The 18262-nt window shown below is 66.6% G+C and carries 13 protein-coding genes; 5 read left to right on the forward strand and 8 right to left on the reverse strand.

The features are described from left to right. The first annotated feature begins 20 nt into the window (after positions 1-20). On the forward strand, positions 21-1199 hold the full coding sequence (locus L1080_RS04890) for an amino acid deaminase/aldolase (protein ID WP_250769190.1): 1179 nt from the start codon (positions 21-23) through the stop codon (positions 1197-1199). On the opposite strand, the gene L1080_RS04895 is transcribed toward L1080_RS04890, so the two are convergent. After that, on the reverse strand, positions 1184-4666 hold the full coding sequence (locus L1080_RS04895; RefSeq protein WP_250768740.1) for a TM0106 family RecB-like putative nuclease: 3483 nt from the start codon (positions 4664-4666) through the stop codon (positions 1184-1186). The two genes, L1080_RS04890 and L1080_RS04895, sit on opposite strands and share 16 nt — an antisense overlap. 78 nt (positions 4667-4744) lie before the next feature. On the opposite strand from L1080_RS04895, the gene L1080_RS04900 reads away from it, so the two are divergent. Next, on the forward strand, positions 4745-5365 hold the full coding sequence (locus L1080_RS04900) for an alpha/beta hydrolase (RefSeq protein ID WP_159925485.1): 621 nt from the start codon (positions 4745-4747) through the stop codon (positions 5363-5365). Positions 5366-5416: 51 nt separating this feature from the next. Here L1080_RS04900 and L1080_RS04905 read toward each other — a convergent pair whose 3' ends face one another. The 4 genes from L1080_RS04905 to L1080_RS04920 all read right to left on the reverse strand — a co-directional run bounded on the left by L1080_RS04905 (position 5417) and on the right by L1080_RS04920 (position 9673). Continuing rightward, complete coding sequence (locus L1080_RS04905; protein WP_250768743.1) at positions 5417-7234, reverse strand: AMP-dependent synthetase/ligase; 1818 nt, start codon at positions 7232-7234, stop codon at positions 5417-5419. Positions 7235-7372: 138 nt separating this feature from the next. Next, positions 7373-8077, reverse strand: coding sequence for a heme peroxidase (locus L1080_RS04910; protein WP_159925489.1), 705 nt, complete (start codon positions 8075-8077; stop codon positions 7373-7375). 99 nt (positions 8078-8176) lie between these two features. Then, positions 8177-8806 (reverse strand): phosphoribosyltransferase, encoded by a 630-nt coding sequence (locus tag L1080_RS04915; RefSeq protein ID WP_159925491.1) that lies wholly within the window; start codon positions 8804-8806, stop codon positions 8177-8179. A 69-nt stretch (positions 8807-8875) separates the two neighbouring features. After that, positions 8876-9673: a carbon-nitrogen hydrolase family protein gene (locus L1080_RS04920; protein WP_250768746.1), complete on the reverse strand. Its 798-nt coding sequence runs from the start codon at positions 9671-9673 to the stop codon at positions 8876-8878. Positions 9674-9781: 108 nt separating this feature from the next. Between L1080_RS04920 and L1080_RS04925 the strand changes: the two genes are divergently transcribed. Then, a complete protein-coding gene (locus tag L1080_RS04925; protein WP_159925495.1) occupies positions 9782-11545 on the forward strand; it encodes a DEAD/DEAH box helicase in 1764 nt (587 codons plus the stop codon). A gap of 46 nt (positions 11546-11591) precedes the next feature. Here the strand turns inward: L1080_RS04925 and L1080_RS04930 are convergent, their stop codons facing one another. Together L1080_RS04930 and L1080_RS04935 are read right to left on the reverse strand one after the other, a co-directional pair. Beyond that, positions 11592-12224 (reverse strand): hypothetical protein, encoded by a 633-nt coding sequence (locus L1080_RS04930; protein ID WP_201453446.1) that lies wholly within the window; start codon positions 12222-12224, stop codon positions 11592-11594. Between the two features lie 79 nt (positions 12225-12303). After that, the gene (locus L1080_RS04935; protein ID WP_250768749.1) at positions 12304-12849 is read right to left on the reverse strand and encodes a mycothiol transferase; all 546 of its coding nucleotides are present in this window, start codon (positions 12847-12849) and stop codon (positions 12304-12306) included. Between the two features lie 192 nt (positions 12850-13041). On the opposite strand from L1080_RS04935, the gene treS reads away from it, so the two are divergent. Both treS and L1080_RS04945 read left to right on the forward strand, forming a co-directional pair. Further along, positions 13042-14877: a maltose alpha-D-glucosyltransferase gene (treS, locus tag L1080_RS04940; protein ID WP_250768752.1), complete on the forward strand. Its 1836-nt coding sequence runs from the start codon at positions 13042-13044 to the stop codon at positions 14875-14877. After that, positions 14874-16262 (forward strand): maltokinase N-terminal cap-like domain-containing protein, encoded by a 1389-nt coding sequence (locus tag L1080_RS04945; protein WP_159925501.1) that lies wholly within the window; start codon positions 14874-14876, stop codon positions 16260-16262. Before treS ends, L1080_RS04945 begins: the two co-directional genes overlap by 4 nt. Here the strand turns inward: L1080_RS04945 and L1080_RS04950 are convergent. Continuing rightward, positions 16252-18159, reverse strand: coding sequence for an ABC transporter ATP-binding protein (locus tag L1080_RS04950; RefSeq protein WP_250768755.1), 1908 nt, complete (start codon positions 18157-18159; stop codon positions 16252-16254). The genes L1080_RS04945 and L1080_RS04950 overlap by 11 nt on opposite strands. Positions 18160-18262: the final 103 nt, after the last annotated feature.

Here is an 18262-nt window from a genome sequence, read left to right on the forward strand (position 1 = left end):
CCTCGACGCTCGACCGGCTCATCGCCTCGACGCTCGACCGGCTCATCGCCTCCACGGCGGAGGTCGATCCACCGTTGGCCGCGGTCGACCTACCGACCCTGCGCGCCAACGCGCGGGATCTCGTGCGACGAGCCGGGGGGACACCGGTCCGCGTCGCCAGCAAGTCGGTACGCTGCCGGGCGGTCCTCGAGGTCGCGCTCGGCCGAAGTCTTACGGCCGACAACGGATTTCGCGGCATCATGACGTACTCGCTGCGCGAAGCCATGTGGCTCGCCCGCTCCGGCGCCCAGGACATCCTCATGGGATATCCCACCGCGGACCGCGGCGTCCTCGCCGAACTGGCGTCCGACCCCGTCCTTCTCGACCGGATCACGCTGATGGTCGACAGCGACGAGCACCTCGACGTCATCACCGCCGCTGCAGGCACCGAATCCGTCCCCGCCAGGCTGTGCATCGACGTGGACGCGTCGCTGCGCCTCGGGCCCGTGCATATGGGAGTACGCCGTTCACCGCTGCGCCTACCGTCGCAGGTCGCCGATCTCGCCACCCGTGCAGACAAGCGCGGATTCACCGTCGTCGGGGTGATGTTCTACGAGGCCCAGATCGCCGGGTTGCCCGACTCCAGCCTGCCGGTGAGATGGATGAAACGCGCGTCGGCGAAGGAACTCGCCACCCGTCGGAGCGCCGTCGTGGATGCGGTGCAGACGGCTGTGGGGACCCTCTCGATCGTGAACAGCGGAGGCACCGGCTCCCTGGAGGTGAGCTCGGCAGACCCGGTGGTCACCGAGGTGACCGCCGGATCGGGTCTGTACGTTCCCACCTTGTTCGACCGGTACCGGTCCTTCCGCCCGCATCCCGCCCTGTACTTCGCTCTGCCTGCGGTCCGCCGACCTGCGCCCGCGATCGCCACCTTGCTCGGCGGCGGCTACATCGCTTCCGGGCCTGCAGGCTCCGCACGCGTGCCCCGGCCCGTGTGGCCGTCAGGCCTGACTCTGCTGCGCAACGAAGGTGCCGGGGAGGTACAGACACCCGTGACCGGGAGGGCGGCACGGTCACTCGCGGTCGGCGACCGCGTGTGGTTTCGACACGCGAAGGCGGGTGAGCTGTGCGAACGATTCACCGAGCTGCATCTCGTCGAGTCGGACGGCTCCCGCACCGTGGTACCGACCTATCGCGGCGAAGGTCAATGCTTCGGTTGATCCGTGCACAGGCGCATGAAGGCGCCGAGTTCGGTCAACCCTTCCGGTGTGCTCGGCATGTACCGCGTCAGGGATTCCGATCGGACGATGACGGCAGCCCACTTGCCGCGGGAGACGGCCACATTCATCCGGTTACGGGACAGCAGGAACGACATACCGCGGGGCACATCCTCGATCGCGGACGCCGTCATCGACACGATGGCGACGGCCGCCTCGCGTCCCTGGAACTTGTCGACCGTTCCCACCTCTACCTTGTCGAGTCCGACCGCTGCGAGATCTCGCTCGATGAGCGCTACCTGGGCGTTGTACGGCGCCACCACCAAAATGTCGGATTCGTCCAGTGGGCGCGTGCCGTCGAACTCGCTGGGATCGGTCCACCCGGCCCCGAGCAGCTTGGTGATCCGATTGACCACTTCCCGCGATTCCTCGGGCGATTGGGTGGCATTGCCCTGATGATCGACGATGACCGTGTGCACTCCCGGTTCCATACCGTCGAGTCTTCGCGCCGTGCTTGCCGTTTCCTGAGACCGAAGCTTCCCGTCATACGACAGCACCGACACCGGTGCGCACAGCTGCGGGTGCATCCGCCAGGTGCGTTCGAGGAAGTAGCCCCGGCTCGGGGGCAGCGCACCGTGCCCCTCGGCGAGCCAGCCCAGCGCGGACGTGTCCACGGGTTCGGGATGAGTGCCCTGACTGACCTGCGGAAGCTGCTGCGGGTCACCGAGAAGCAGGAGGTTGCGGGCAGCACCGCCGACCGCGATGGTGTTGGCCAGCGCGAACTGTCCGGCCTCGTCGATCACCAGAAGATCGAGACTTCCGGGTGGCACCCGATCGGTATTCGCGAAATCCCAGGCCGTACCGCCGATCACGCATCCGGTGGTCTCCGCCTCGGCGATGAATCCGGGATAGTCATTCGAGCCGATGTCCGTCCACGTTGCAGCGCGGTGCCGTCCGTCCTTTTTCGCCACCAACTCCGCGGGCACGCCAGCTTTGACGATACCGCCGAGCATGTTCTCGATGACCGAATGTGACTGCGCCACAACTCCCACCCGCCAGTGGTGTTGCTCGACGAGAGTCTTGATCACACGGGCGCCGGTGTAGGTCTTGCCGGTGCCCGGCGGCCCCTGGACGGCGACGTAGGAATTGTCGAGGTCGAGGAGGGCGGCGGTGATGGCCGCCGCGTAGTCGGTGCCCTGAACCGGTGGAAGCGCTCGTCCGCTCCGGGTCCGAGGGTCGAAGCGCCGCAGGATGTCTGCCGACGCGCACAGGGGAAGGTGGGGCAGGGCCTCGCACATCGTGTCGGCCGCGGACGCGATAGCCGATTCGATGCGGTCCGTCGTGATCGGCGGACCTGGGGTGACGGCCACCGGCAGTTCGGCATACTCCTCGCCGCCGAGAAGCTCCTCGACCGTCACGACGTCGCGGCGACGCTCGTCCTTGGCGACCTCGAGCACGTTGACGGTGGACGTCCCCCTCTGCTGAGGGTTGTCACCCGCGACCGCCTCGGGTGCGGGAGTGTCGTACAGCGCGTACATCGTGGTCTTGGGGCCGACGGTGCTGCCCGTTCCGAAGCGTCCGGTGAGTCTCAGGCGCCGACGAAGCTTGCGTTGCCGCGGTGTGCTCTTGTGCCAGGTCTCCTCGACGGCGGCCGTGGCGACCACCAGAACGTCCCGGATGTCCGACAACTCGTCGGCAGGGACGACGAGACGGTCGAAGTGCGCCCACCAGAAGGGCTTCCGCTCCCGGCGGTGATATCCGACCGCGGCCGCCATGAGGGCGGCCGCCTGCTGATCGTGCCCGCGGGTGTCGCCGGGTCCGGAGCCGGCGAACTGTCGTAGAGCCGATTCCGTGGGCGTCGACTCGTCTGCGGCGGGAGAGGATGCCGCGCCCGGCGGCCGGAGAGCGACACCATGCTTCTCGGCCTGTGTCAGCAACCAGTTCCGCAATCTCAGGGTGGAATCGCAGTCGTACTCGTTGTAGTCGGCGATGCCTTGCAGCAGGTCGCGGGCCTCGTCGAGGCGGCCGTTGTCACGGTGATCGCAATAATCGGCGTAGGCGACCACGGACGCCGCGGCATTGGTGACGTCTCCGTCGCGCGGCTGCTCGGGCATGTACAGCGGTTCGAGTTTCTTGATGCTGTAGGAACGTTCGCCGATGCGCAGGGCTGAGCGGACCACGGGATACAGGTCGACGAGAACGTTGTCGCGCAACAGATTGTCGACGCACTCCTCACCGACTCCGTGGCGCCCCGCCAGCCGTAGCAGCGCCGACTTCTCGTACGCGGCGTAGTGGTAGATGTGCATGTCGGGGTAGCGGGCGCGGCGTTCCATGACGTAGTCGAGGAAGTCGACGAGGGCCTGACGCTCCTCGGCGCGGCTGTGTGCCCAGAAGGGCCGGAACACCGGGGCGGCGGACTTCTCGCCCGGCGGCGGCCCCTCGACGACACCGAAAAGGTACTCGAGACCCCAGTCGGACGAGCCGTCCTCGGCCCACAGCGGGTCTCCCTCGAAGTCGAAGAAGATGTCCCCGTCGTCCGGTGCGGGCAACCCGCCGAGTGCGCCGGGCGAGTACACCTCGAATTCGGGTGTTCCCGACGCCTCCTGCCGTAGCTGCAGCGCGGCCTGGGCGCGGAGCGAGTCGAGGCTGCGCTCGGCGAGACCGTCGACGTTACCCGTGTGCGCTGCAAGCGCATCGATGGTGTCGATACCGCCCGCGATCAGCCGACTCCGCTGCGTCGAACGCATCCCGGCCACGAGCAGGAGGTCGCGGTGCCCCTCTACCTCCGGCCCGCAGGTGTCGCACCGGCCGCACGCCGTGTACCGGGGATCGCCCCACTCGGTGAGCGACTGCTCGTCGCGGTGTTCGTCGAGTACCCGTTCGAGGGCGGACCGGCGGGCGGAATACACCGGCGCGATGTCACCGAGGGAGTGCGACGAGTCGCTGTCGTCGCCCAGCAGCAGGTGCACCTCCGGGGAGGTGGGAATACCGTTGCGCTGCAGAGCTTCCGCGTACGCGGCGAGTTGCAGGAGGGCTGACACCTTGGCGTGTCGGGAAAGCTTGGTGTCGTAGACGGCGTACGTGTCGCCGTCCCGGATGAGAAAGTCGCAGAAACCCAGGAAGCGGCCGTCGAAGAACGTTCCCTGGTACACGACGTCGGCACCGGCCCGGATCGCCTCGACGGTAGCGGAATTGGCCTCGAACAAGCCGAGCGCGGTGTAGTCGGGCCGATCGATCGTGACCACTCCGTCGCCGAAGGCAGTGCGGAACTGCTCGAGCCTGCGGTGTTCGTGTGCGTCACCGAGGCTGGAGGTGCGCCGCAGCATGGGATCGTCGGAAGGGGAGCAGGCCGCGCCGGCCGCCGCGAACCCGAGGGTGGCGTCCAGTCGACGCAGCAAGGCGAACTCGCACGTGGCAGCCGCGGCGAGATCACTCGCGCTGTAGACGATCGTGTCGTCGAGGAGGAACACAGCTATGTCCCCAGTTCTGCCGGTGAGTTCACGCGCCCGATTGTGCCATCGGGGTGTGACAGCCCCAGAATGGCAGCCATGCCTTTCTTCGACGGCCACTCCGGGCGAGTGCACTACCGGCATTGGCCGGCCGACAATCCGGTCGCCCAGCTCGTGTTCCTGCACGGGATGGGTCAGCACACGGGTCACTACCATCGCTTCGCGCGCGCCCTGACGTCGGCAGGTATCGGCGTGTGGGGCATCGACCAGGCGGGACACGGCCTGTCCGAAGGCGACCAGCCGGGATCCGTCGCGGAACTGGCCGAGGACGGCGCGCTCCTCACCGCCCTCGCCGAAGAAGGCGCACCGCACGTCCCGACGGCGTTGATGGGACATTCGCTGGGTGCCGCCGTCTCGATGGAACTCCTCGCGCGTGGGAACGCGGGCTTCCGGTGTGCGATTCTGTGCGGGACACCGAAGTCCGCCGCCGCGGCGCAGACGGCGGATATGTTGGGCGTTCTCGAGATGCCGCTGCTCGTGGTGCACGGCGTGGACGACCGCATCGCACCCATCGACCCGATCCGGACATGGGCGACGGGAATCGCCGGCCTCGAGTTCCGGGAGTTCGACGACGCCGGCCACGACCTACTGCACGAGAAGGTTCACCCCGCTGTCACCGCGGTGGTACGCGACTTCATCTTGGGCGCTACGCGCACGTGAGTGGCCGAGGAGTCGATGCACTCCTCGGCCACTCACGGGCGGCGGAGCCGCTTACGCGTAGATGGCCTCGATGGCCGCGCCGTGTTCCTTGTGGATGACGTTGCGCTTGAGCTTCAGCGTGGGGGTGAGTTCGCCGGTTTCCTGCGAGAAGTCGACCTCGAGGATCCGGTACTTCTTGATCCGTTCCGGGTTGGACACCTTCTTGTTGCCCTCGGCCACGGCCTCGTCGATCTCGGCGACCAGGTCCGGGTTCTTGACCAGTTCGGACACCGGGGTGTCGGCGGCCAGCCCGTGACGTTCCTTCCAGCCGGGGAGGGTCTCGGCGTCGAGGGTGATGAGCGCCCCGATGAACGGTTTACCGTCACCGACCACGAGGCACTGGCTGATCAGCGGATGTGCGCGAAGGGCGTCCTCGAGGACCGCCGGCGCCACATTCTTGCCGCCGGCGGTGACGATGATTTCCTTCTTGCGGCCGGTGATCGAGATGAATCCCTCTTCGTCGATCGACCCGAGGTCACCTGTGTGGAACCAGCCGTCGCGGATCGAGTCGGCGGTGGCCTGGTCGTTGTGCCAGTACCCACTGAAGACGACGGGTCCCTTGACGAGCAGCTCACCGTCCTCCCCGATCTTCGCGGCATGGCCGTCGATCGGCTTCCCGACCGTGCCGACCTTCTGCGCGGACGTTGTGTTCACGGAGATGGCGGCGCTGGTCTCGGTGAGGCCGTAACCCTCGTACACGGGAATGCCGACGCCACGGAAGAAGTGGCCGAGCCGGGCACCGAGAGCCGCACCACCGGAGACGGCGCGGTCGCATTCGCCACCGAGCGCGGTGCGCAGCTTCGAGTACACCAGCTTGTCGAACAGGGCGTGCTTGAGCTTGAGCCCGAGGCCCGCGCCACCCTTGTCCTGAGCCTCGCTGTACGCGATGGCGGTGGCGGACGCCTTCTCGAAGATGCTGCCCTTACCGCCGTCGTACGCCTTCTGCTTCGCGGAGTTGTAGACCTTCTCGAACACGCGGGGAACCGAAAGGATGAAGTGCGGCTTGAACGCGGCGAACTGGTCGAGCAGCGTCGTCAGATCCGCGGTGTGTGCAACGGTGACCTTCGCGTCGAAGGCGCCGAACGAGATGGCGCGGGCGAAGACGTGCGCGAGCGGCAGGAACATCAGAGTGCGGCGGCCCGCGTACATCGCATCGGAGAGCGCCAGCTTCACGGCAGCGGACTCGGCGTAGAAATTGGCGTGCGTCAACTGCACGCCCTTGGGCCGGCCTGTGGTGCCCGAGGTGTAGATGAGGGTGGCGGGCGACGATGCTCGCACCTGGTGACGACGTTCGTGCAACTGCTCGTCCGTGACGCTCTGCCCACGCTTCGTCAGTTCCTCGATAGCCCCGGAGGATTCTCCCGTCGCTTCGCTCGCCCCGGCATCGATCTGCAGCACCTCCCGCAGATCCGCGGCTTCGTCGGTGACGACCCGCAGGGCCTGCGCGTGCTTGGCGTTCTCGACGACGAGCAGTGATGTGCCGGAATCCTCGAGGATCCACTTGGCCTGATCGGGCGCGGACGTCTCGTAGATGGCGACGGTGCAACCGCCGGCTGTCCAGATCGCGTAGTCGATGACAACCCACTCGTACCGGGTCGCGGACAGGATTGCGACACGATCACCGAGTTCGATGCCGGACGCGATCAGACCCTTCGCGACTGCCGAGACCTGCTTCGCGAACTCGGCGGCGGTGACGTCCGTCCAGCCGCCGTTATTCGGACGCTTGAACGGTACGAACGTCGGATCCTCCTCGGCATGACGGAAGACCGAGTCGGCCATAGAGGCGTCCTCCGGAATTGAGAACGACTGCGGTACCGAAAACTCTCGCACTATGACCCCTCCACTGAAACAACATGACGGATGTGCATTCGATCACAATTGTCCGGGTTTCGCACTAGCGCCGATGTCCGTTTTGGGTAAGTTGCTTCTGACCTGCGAGAATATGTGTAACCAGACGTAAACTGGTATCTACGCGACGTCGTCGAGGCGGCGAGAATTGGCCGCAAGCCACCGCCGGATCGCGTAGTCGAGTTGCTCGGGGTCGACCCCGAGCTCGGTCGCGGTGGCCTCGAGGATTTCGTCCGCGGCACCGGCATCGGTCGCCTCCGAGATGCCCAGGGCGCCGTTGACGAAGACCTCCGCCACCCGGTTGGGTCGCACCCCGGGGATTCCCGCGAGCATCAGGAAGTGCGCCCACGTGACGTCGCTGTTCTCACCGCACACGTCGACCCAGGCCTGATGGATCTGCTCCAGCGCCGCCTCGTCCCGAGCGGCCTCGAGGAGGTCGTCGATGCTGTTGACGCGGAGCTGGTGTAGTCGCTCGGCTGCCTGCTGGATGTGGCGTGCCTCGATCGGCACACCCGTCGCGGTGTAGCGGCGCTTGTAGGAGCCGACCTTGCCGGCCCACTGATCCGAACTGCCTGCCTCCTCGAACGTGCGGAGCAGGTCGCGGGCACCGTCGGTGAGCGGCCGTCCGGCGTCCGCCCGGCGGTACGCCAGATACCGGTCGACGACGGCGACCTCGCTGTGTCCCGCGCTCGACTGCACGGACTCGATGATGCACAGGGCGAGGCTGTGCCGATAGACATCCGAGGTGACCCAGCCGGACGGATCACCCAGCCGGTCGCGACATGCGGCCACCACGGTTTCGACGGTATCGGCAGAGACGGTCACGAGATCCTCCAAAGGCAGTCTGTTCTGTGCTCTGTCCGGTGTATCGACCGTCACTCCAGGAACGTTGCACTCTCGCTGAGATTTACTCGAGAACGACTGTCATATCGTGGCGAGCAGGTCTGTGACCTCGCTGTCTGCAAGTTGATGGAAGTCGTCGTAGGCGTTGCCAACGCCACCGAGGTCGAATGGGGTGTACGGGCAGACCACCTCGTCGGCCGTGACGCGCAGACGGGAGACGGCCTCGGGCGCGGCCACCGGAACCGCGACGACGATGCGCGACGCCCCCGACTTCTTGACGAACTGGCAGGCCACAGCCGCCGTCGCACCGGTCGCCATGCCGTCGTCGACTATGACGGCGGTGCGTCCTCGTATCGGCACGCGGTTCCTGCCGCCGCGCAACACCTGCGCTCGACGCTCGAGTTCCCGGCGCTCCTTGGCCTCGACCATGGCGAGGGCTGTCTTGCTGACCCGGGCGATCCGAAGCACGTCGTCGTTGACGACCCGGGCGTCTCCTTCGCCGATCGCGCCCATCGCGAGTTCGGGCTGCCAGGGGACACCGAGTTTGCGTACGAGAACCACATCGAGGGGGGCGGCGAGCGCCGCGGCGACCTCGAAGGCGACAGGGACGCCGCCGCGCGGCAGGCCCAGAACCACTAGGTCGTTTCCGCGTAGATGCTCGAGTGAGGCGGCCAGCCGACGACCGGCGTCCGCCCGACTGGTGTACTGCATCGAACGCTCCGAATCGGGAAGAACGGTTCGTCTTCGAAACTACTCCACTTCCGGGCGCGGAAATACAGCTCAGATCTCCGTGACGGTGAATCTCCGCAGCGCGAGCACGGGGTTCTTCTCGCGCACCTCGGTGATGCGTTCCGCGGTCACCGCGGCGATGGCGGCGCCCACCCGTTCGCCGAGCGCAGCGACGGTCACACCCATGGGATCGACGATCATGCTGGCTCCGGCCCCCGTGCGCGCGCTCTGGTCGGCCGCGGCCACGTAGATGGTGTTCTCGATCGCTCGTGCCCGCACGAGTGTGGACCAGTGATCCTCCTTGAGCGGTCCCGGCACCCACTGCGCAGGGAGGAGCAGGACGTCGGTGCCTGCGTCGACGATGCGGCGGGTGACCTCCGGGAATCGAAGGTCGTAGCAGGTCTGCATCCCGAAGGTGAGACCGTCGACGGCGAACGTCTCGGGGGTCCCGATCTCGCCCGCGCGGATCACCTCCGATTCCTTGTACCCGAAGGCGTCGTAGAGGTGCAGCTTGCGGTACGTGGCAACGATGTCTCCCGTCGGGCCGAGAGCCACCAACGTGTTGGAGATGTGGTCGTCGCCGGGCAGCAACTCGTTGACTCCGGCCACCAGGTGTATCTGCAGCTGGGCGGCGGTCTCGGCCAGCGCTGTCACGAACGTGCCGTCCAGTCCCTCCGCCGACTCCACGAGTCGGTGGTCCGTCCGCGGAGCCGTGAACATCGCGTACTCGGGGGCCACGACCACCTGTGCGCCGCGACCCGACGCCTCGGTGGCCAGCCTGCGAAGGGTGCTCGCGTTCTCCTGCTTGTCCTGACCGGGGGCGAACTGAATGACGGCGACATCGACCATGCCGTCCACGCTAGGCGACGACCCGGCACAGGTGTCTCCCGTGCCGGTGGCCGCGTATTTACCCGGCATGGCGCTGCGGCGCCGAGTCGTGCACTAAACTGCTGGTCAATGAGTGATATCGAACGTGAACCCGAACCGCCCACTTTTGCCGACCTCGACATCGATGATCGGGTCTTGAAGGCACTGTCCGATGTGGGCTACGAGTCGCCCTCGCCGATCCAGGCAGCCACCATCCCGCCTCTGCTCGCAGGTAACGACGTCGTCGGACTGGCCCAGACCGGTACCGGCAAAACTGCCGCGTTCGCGGTTCCGATCCTCTCCCGGATCGACCTCACCCAGAAGTCGCCGCAGGCCCTGGTGCTCGCACCGACGCGTGAGCTGGCTCTGCAGGTCGCGGAGGCGTTCGGTAAGTACGCGACCCATATTCCGGGTCTTCATGTGCTGCCGATCTACGGCGGCCAGAGCTACGGCGTCCAGTTGTCCGGGCTGCGCCGCGGCGCCCACGTCGTCGTCGGCACGCCCGGCCGGGTCATCGACCACCTGGAAAAGGGCACGCTCGACCTGTCCAAGCTGTCGTACCTCGTCCTCGACGAGGCCGACGAGATGCTGAAGATGGGCTTCCAGGAAGACGTCGAACGCATCCTGTCCGATACGCCGGAACAGAAACAGGTGGCGTTGTTCTCGGCCACCATGCCGGGCGCGATCCGCAAAATTTCCAAGCAGTATCTGCACGATCCCATCGAGATCACGGTGAAGTCGAAGACGTCCACCGCGTCCAACATCTCGCAGCGGTACGTGCAGGTGGCGCATCAGCGCAAGCTCGACGCCCTCACTCGTGTTCTCGAGGTGGAGTCGTTCGAGGCCATGATCATCTTCGTGCGCACCAAGCAGGCCACGGAAGATCTCGCCGAACGCCTGCGCGCCCGCGGGTTCTCCGCTGCCGCGATCAACGGCGACATCGTGCAGGCGCAGCGTGAACGAACCATCGGCCAGCTCAAGAGTGGTGCTCTCGACATCCTCGTCGCCACCGACGTCGCTGCACGCGGTCTCGACGTCGACCGCATCTCCCACGTGGTCAACTACGACATCCCGCACGACACGGAGTCCTACGTGCACCGCATCGGCCGTACCGGTCGAGCAGGACGCGCGGGCGAGGCTCTGCTGTTCGTCGCACCCCGGGAACGGCACCTCCTCAAGGCGATCGAGAAGGCAACACGCCAGCCGCTGGCAGAGATGCAGCTTCCGAGCGTCGACGACGTCAACGCGCAGCGCGTCGCGAAGTTCGGCGACTCCATCACCGAGAGCCTCACCTCCGACAACCTTGCGTTGTTCCGCAAGATGATCGAGGACTACGAGCAGGAGCACGACGTGCCGCTCGCCGACATCGCAGCAGCGCTCGCGGTGCAGTCGCGCGACGGTGATGCATTCCTGATGTCACCCGAACCGCCGCCTCCGCCGCGTCGCGAGCGTGAACCGCGCGAACCCCGGGAGCGTCCGGCCCGTCGATTCGACGACGGCCCGCCCACCCGGTCGCGGGGCCCGGAGGGTCAGGAACTCGCCACCTATCGCATCGCGGTGGGGAAGCGGCATCGTGTGGTGCCCGGCGCCATCGTGGGTGCCATCGCCAACGAGGGTGGGCTGCGGCGCAGCGATTTCGGGCACATCAGCATCCGTCCCGATCACAGCCTGGTGGAACTACCCGCAGACCTGTCCCGGGAGACGCTCGAGGCCCTGCGGCGCACCCGCATCTCCGGTGTGCTGATCCAGCTTCAGCCCGACTCCGGCCCACCGTCGGGAAGGCCTGCCCGGGGCGACCGCGACGCCGGCAAGTTCCAGCGTGACCGCGACAGCAGAAGAAAGCCGCGCGAGTAGTACCCGCGCGGCTCGCCGAGAAGAGGCCCTGCCGAGCCCCCGGTCATTACGCCGGGGGAGCGGGAGCCGGCGCCGGCTGACCGGCCGCGTCGGCGGGTAGAGGACCCTCGGTGGGAACGAGGAACGTCCCCACGGTGGGCAGTACATAACAGGTGGCGCCGGTGTAGCCGACGGTGCCGAAGATCGACGCAACGACGGTGCCCGGTCCGGTGGCCACAACCTTCGACAGCGACGGGTAGCCGCCCTCGGTGACGCCGTCGAGCGGCAGGATGCCGCTGGCGCCGGTATTGGTGTTGATCCACGCGACGGTGAGCCCGGACGACTGGACGACGCCGGGGTAGGCGGAGAGCGCCTGGAAGCTGATCGCCGCAGCGGCGGGGTCGGTGGTTCCCGAGGCTAGGGTGAGCGTGACCGGGGCGACGGTGCCGCAGCCCACTGTCGGTGCCGTGTATAGGAACGGGGTGTGTGTCCCGGCCACGTCCCGAAGCGCCGTGGACGAGGCCAGGGCCTCGACCGCGACCTGCTCACCGGGCCTGTCCGCCTGGGCGCGCAATTCCGCCAGTCCGGGAACACTCGGTGCCGAGGGCTGGGCCGACGCCGTTCCTGACAGACCGAAAGTCGCCACAATGCCGACCGCTGCTGCGGCGACCACACGCCGCGTTCCGCTCACACCGTCCACCTGAACTCCTCGTCGTCGCTCCTCGGGCGGCTCTGCAGCGCCGTCCGAGCGGTGAATCTACCCGAGCACTGCGCGCCCGTCAGGACCAGGCGGTGCCGCCGGCCAGGGTATCGGCCCGTGCACCGTCGATGGACTGTCGGATGATGTCGGCATGCCCGGCATGGCGGGCCATCTCCTCGAGCTGGTGGACGAGCATGAAGCGGACAGTGAAAACAACACCCGGCGTCATCCATTTCGCCACGTCGGCGGGCAGGTGGACGTCCCTGCCGAGATCGGGTTCCGCGGCGATCGCGGCCTCCGTGGTTCGCCCGGCTCGGTCGAGCCGGGCGAGGAGTACTTCGACGGTTTCGTCCTCGGCGACATTCCAGGCAGCCGTCCATGCGGCAACCGGGTCGGACCCCTCGGCGCGCGGTGTTCCCAGAACGCGGGCCGTCATCGATTCCTCCCCGTCGATCACGTGTTTGAGGAGTGAGGACAGACTCATCTCACTCGCGCTGGGCACGCTGCGCGCCTGCTCCTCTGTCAGGCCCGACATGGCGTTGCGAAACGCGGTGCGCTGATGCTCGAGTAGGAGCAGCAGCAGGCTGCGTTCGTCGGAAATGTCGTTGTGCGTCGTCTCGTTCATGAACACAGTCTCGCGCCGATAGAGGACACCTTCTGTCCGCGTTTACCGTCGAAGTCAAGGAAAGTTGCCGGCCTCTTCCGGGGACGCTCCGCTGCCCGCGTTCCGAGCGCTTCAGGCTGACCCGCCCTACGATCGAGGAAGTGTCCGAGGAACCTCGCGGTTCCTGTGATCGAGTCGCATACCGAGGTGCTAATGCCCCTGGAAGAACCGTCGTCCTCCGTCAACGCCGAGCCGGAACACGACCTGGAGGGCCACATCGTCGAGGCACGGTCCGAAGATTTCTCCCATGCCCGGGAACTGACGGTCGACCACGAGTGGTTCAAAACCGCAGTGTTCTACGAGGTCCTGGTCCGCGCCTTCTACGACTCTTCCGGAGACGGCACCGGCGACCTCGAGGGGTTGACCGCCAAGCTCGACTATCTGTCCTGGCTCGGTGTCGACTGCCTGTGGTTGCCGCCCTTCTACGACTCCCCATTGCGTGACGGCGGCTACGACATCCGTGACTTCCGTGCTGTATTACCGGAATTCGGTACAGTCGAGGACTTCGTTCACCTCTTCGACGAGGCGCACCGGCGCGGGATCCGGGTGATCACCGATCTCGTCATGAACCACACGTCCGACACGCACGCCTGGTTCCAGGAGTCGCGCAGCGACCCCGACGGCCCGTACGGCGACTTCTACGTGTGGTCCGACACCGACGAAGGATATCCGGACGCGCGAATCATTTTCGTCGACACCGAGACATCCAACTGGACGTGGGATCCGGTGCGCAAACAGTACTACTGGCATCGCTTCTTCTCCCACCAGCCGGACCTGAACTATGACAATCCCGAAGTTCAGGACGCCATGATCGACGTGCTCCGGTTCTGGCTGGACCTCGGTATCGACGGATTCCGGTTGGATGCCGTCCCGTACCTGTTCGAGCGTGAAGGCACCAACTGCGAGAACCTGCCCGAGACGCACGCATTCCTGAAGAAGTGCCGGGCCGTGATGGACGCCGAGTACCCGGGCCGCGCGTTGCTCGCCGAGGCGAATCAGTGGCCCTCCGACGTGGTCGAGTACTTCGGCGAACCGGACGTCGGCGACGAATGCCACATGGCGTTCCACTTCCCGCTGATGCCGCGAATCTTCATGGCCGTGCGCCGACAGAACCGCTTCCCGATCTCGGAGATTCTCGCGCAGACACCACCCATTCCCAGTTCGTGCCAGTGGGGAATCTTCTTGCGAAATCATGACGAGTTGACGCTCGAGATGGTGTCCGACGAGGAGCGCGACTACATGTATGCCGAATACGCACAGGACCCGCGGATGAAGGCGAACATCGGTATTCGCCGTCGTCTCGCGCCGCTGCTCGAGAACGATCGCAACCAGCTCGAGCTTTTCACGGCACTGCTACTCAGCCTGCCGGGCTCGCCCGTCCTGTACTACGGCGACGAGATCGGTATGGGCGACAACATCTGGCTGGGTGATCGGGATTCCGTCCGTACTCCCATGCAGTGGACGCCCGACCGCAACGCCGGGTTCTCCCGCGCGGATCCGGCCCGGATGTATCTGCCGGTCATCATGGACCCCACGTACGGATATCAGTCGGTGAACGTCGAAGCGCAGATGAACTCGACCAACAGCCTGCTCCACTGGACGCGGCGAATGATCCAGGTGCGGAAACAGCATCCGGCGTTCGGTACCGCCTCGTTCACCGAACTGGGCAGCGCCAACCCGGCCGTACTGTCCTATGTGCGGGAAACGCCGCCCAGCTCGGAAGGCGCACCCGCGGATGTCATCCTGTGTGTCAACAACCTGTCGAGGTATCCGCAGGCGGTGATCCTCGACTTGTCGCAATACGCCGGTCGCATCCCGGTGGAACTCACCGGATCGGTTCCGTTCCCGCCGATCACGGACGACGGATACATGGTCACATTGCCGGGGCACGGCTTCTTCTGGTTTGCCCTGCAACCGGATCCACGGGACGGCGGAGTGACAGACGGTCACCCGGTGAGCAGCGAGGCAGAACAGGCGGTACAGCCGTGAATCAACCGACGACAATCCCCGACCACATCCTCGAGCCCCAGCTCGCTCGATGGCTACCCGAGCGCCGCTGGTTCGCTGCCAAGGGCAACACCATTTCCGGTGTCCGGATCCTGCTGCGCCAGCCTCTCGCCGGTGTGCCGGGGTTCGCGGTCGATCACCTCCTGGTCTCGGTGGACTTCGAGACCGGGCCACCGCAGGTCTATCAGGTGCCGCTCGGTTTCCGCAGTCACCTTCCCGAAGACCTGGTGCCCTGGGCGCTACCTGCGCCCGACGGAGATGTCGGTTCGGAATGGTTCGCCTACGACGGCCTGCACGACGCCGAAGTGATCGATCTCTACGCGGAACGGCTCGCGTCGCCGCAGGGCTCGGGGCCGATCCGGCTGCGGACCGCTCCCGGGAGCGTCATCGAACCCGGCCTGAAGGGGCGGACACTCGGCGCTGAACAATCGAATACGTCCGTGGTGCTCGGCGACAAGTTGCTGATGAAGATCTTCCGCCTCGTGACCCCGGGGACGAACCCGGACGTGGAGATGCACCGGGTACTCGGCGAGGCAGGCAGCGAGTACGTGGCCACCTTGCGCGCGTGGATCGAATCCGACGTGGAAGGCATCGAAACGACCCTGGCGATGGTCCAGGACTTCGCCGCCAATTCGGCGGACGGGTGGACCATGGCACTCGGGAGCGTGCGCGACCTTCTGATGGAGGCGGACCTCCGCGCAGACGAGGTCGGGACGGACTTCGCGGGGGAGTCGTATCGCATGGGGGCTGCGGTCGCCGAGGTGCACGCCACCCTCGCGCGGGCGCTCGGCACCGAGGACAAGGCAGTCACCTCCACGACGGTGGCGGCAATGCTGCGCCGTCTGGAGGCGGCAACCGAGGTCGTTCCCGAGTTGGCGGAAGTGGCACCCGCCATTCGGGAACGGTATGCGGAGGCCGAGTCGCTGGGGAGCATCACGGTGCAGCGGATCCACGGCGACCTCCACCTCGGCCAGGTGCTCCGAACCCCCGAACGGTGGTTGCTCATCGACTTCGAGGGAGAACCTGCCAAGACGCTGACCGAGCGGCGGGAACCGGACAGCCGCCTGCGCGACGTCGCGGGCATGCTGCGTTCCTTCGATTACGCCGCACATCACCTGCTCGCCGACTCCGTGACGGAAGCGGCAGCGTCGCAGCGCGAGTTCCGCGCACGTGAGTGGGCCCACCGCAACGGAACGGCTTTCTGCGAGGGATATACCTCGGTCGCCGGTGACGACCCTCGGTCTTCATCAGTCCTGCTTCGCGCCTACGAACTGGACAAGGCCGTCTACGAAGTGGTGTACGAGGCCCGGAACCGCCCGCGGTGGATGTCGTTGCCCCTCGGCGCGATCCGCCGGCTTACGTCGTAGCCGAGATGACCTCCGTCAGGGTGGGCGACGACTGGGTACCCGTGTCGAACTGGGTGCGGTACAGCTCCTGGTAGCGGCCACCCAGGGCGAGGAGTTCGCTGTGGGTGCCGCGTTCGACGACTCGTCCGGCCTCGATCACGAGAATCAGGTCGGCGGCGCGGACGGTGGAGAGCCGGTGTGCGATCACCACGGCGGTTCGTCCGGCCAGTGCCTCGCCCAATGCCTCCTGCACCGCCGCCTCCGACGTCGAATCGAGATGCGCGGTGGCCTCGTCGAGGATGACGACGCGCGGATGGGCGAGCAGCAGTCGGGCGATGGTCAGTCGTTGTCGCTCACCGCCGGAGAGCCGATAGCCACGTTCGCCGACCACCGTGTCGAGGCCGTCGGGCAGTGCTGCGACCAGTTCGGTGAGCCTGGCCCGTTCCAGCACCTCGTCCAGTTCGGCGGCGGAGGCGCCCGGGCGGGCGAGCAGGAGGTTGGCGCGGACGGTGTCATGGAAGAGGTGCCCGTCCTGCGTCACCATGCCGACGGTGGCGCGGACGGAGTCGGCGGTGAGATCCCGGACATCGACACCGCCGAGTTCGACCACGCCGGCATCCACGTCGTAGAGCCGCGGGACGAGCTGGGCAATGGTGGACTTTCCCGCTCCCGAAGATCCCACCAAGGCGACCATCTGGCCGGGTTCGGCGCGGAACGACACTCCGTGCAGCACCTCGACGCCCTCCCGGGTGTCGAGGGTCGCGACCTCCTCGAGGGATGCCAGCGACACCTTGTCGGCGGCCGGATAGGCGAACTCCACATTCCGGAATTCCACCGATACGGGGCCGTCGGGCACTACCGTGGCGTCGGGTTTTTCTTGGATCAGCGGCTGCAGATCCAGAACCTCGAAGACGCGCTCGAAACTGACGAGCGCGCTCATCACGTCGACGCGGGCACTGGCGAGCGCGGTGAGCGGTGAGTACAACCGGGTGAGGAGCATCGCCATGGCGACGACGGCGCCGGCGTCGAGCTGACCGCGCAATGCGTAGAACCCGCCGAGACCGTAGACGAGGGCCAGCGCCAACGCCGACACCAGGGTGAGTGCGGTGACGAACACCGACTGCAACATCGCCGTGCGGACCCCGATGTTGCGGACCCGCCGTGCCCGCACCGCGAATTCGGCGGACTCCTCCGACGGACGGCCGAACAGCTTCACGAGGGTGGCTCCCGGTGCCGAGAACCGTTCGGTCATCTGGGTGCTCATGACCGAGTTGTAGTTGGCGGCCTCCCGGTTGAGCTGCGCGAGCTTGGCACCCATCCGGCGGGCGGGCAGCACGAAAATCGGCAGCAGCAGCAGCGCGAGGAGGGTGATCTGCCAGGAGATTCCGATCATGACGATGAGGGTGATACCGAGCGTCACGAGGTTGGCGGCGACACCGGAGAGCGTGTCACTGAACGCGCGCTGCGCTCCGATCACGTCGTTGTTGAGGCGGCTCACGAGGGCACCTGTGCGGGTGCGGGTGAAGAACGCGATGGGCATGCGCTGCACGTGGTCGAACACCGCGGTTCGCAGATCGAGGATCAGGTTCTCGCCGATGCTGGCCGACAACCATCGCGTCCACAGGCCCAGCGCGGCCTCGAGGACGGCGATGAGCGCGATGAGCCCGGCCAGACGGACCACGGCGGACACGGCGTCGCCGTCGATGATCGCCTCCACCACTCGGCCGGCGAGCACCGGTGTGGCCACGGCCAGCGCCGCGGTGATCACGCTGAGCAGGAGGTACCACGCCAGGCTCCGTCGGTGCGGCGCGGCGAAGCGGGCGATCCGCCGCAAGGTGGTGCGCGAGAACGGTCGACGATCCTCTTGGGCGTGCATCGCGTTGTACATCGCGTTCCACGCTGTAACTTCCATGCTCATGTCGGCGGCCTCCTGTCGCTACCCACACGGTAGAGCGTGGGTATGACACGACGGTAGAACCTGAACCGAACTCGAGGTCAAGCGCTGGGATGCCGAGCGTGCT

Source organism: Rhodococcus sp. MSC1_016 (assembly GCF_023667485.2).
GTDB lineage: Bacteria > Actinomycetota > Actinomycetes > Mycobacteriales > Mycobacteriaceae > Rhodococcus_F > Rhodococcus_F oxybenzonivorans.

Excerpts from the sequence above, each read along its gene's own strand:
- L1080_RS04915 (WP_159925491.1), bottom strand. The coding sequence starts at position 8,806 with ATGCAGTACACCAGTCGGGCGGACGCCGGTCGTCGGCTGGCCGCCTCA.
- L1080_RS04950 (WP_250768755.1), bottom strand. The coding sequence starts at position 18,159 with ATGAGCATGGAAGTTACAGCGTGGAACGCGATGTACAACGCGATGCAC.
- treS (WP_250768752.1), top strand. The coding sequence starts at position 13,042 with ATGCCCCTGGAAGAACCGTCGTCCTCCGTCAACGCCGAGCCGGAACAC.
- L1080_RS04900 (WP_159925485.1), top strand. The coding sequence starts at position 4,745 with ATGCCTTTCTTCGACGGCCACTCCGGGCGAGTGCACTACCGGCATTGG.
- L1080_RS04920 (WP_250768746.1), bottom strand. The coding sequence starts at position 9,673 with ATGGTCGATGTCGCCGTCATTCAGTTCGCCCCCGGTCAGGACAAGCAG.
- L1080_RS04935 (WP_250768749.1), bottom strand. The coding sequence starts at position 12,849 with ATGAACGAGACGACGCACAACGACATTTCCGACGAACGCAGCCTGCTG.
- L1080_RS04925 (WP_159925495.1), top strand. The coding sequence starts at position 9,782 with ATGAGTGATATCGAACGTGAACCCGAACCGCCCACTTTTGCCGACCTC.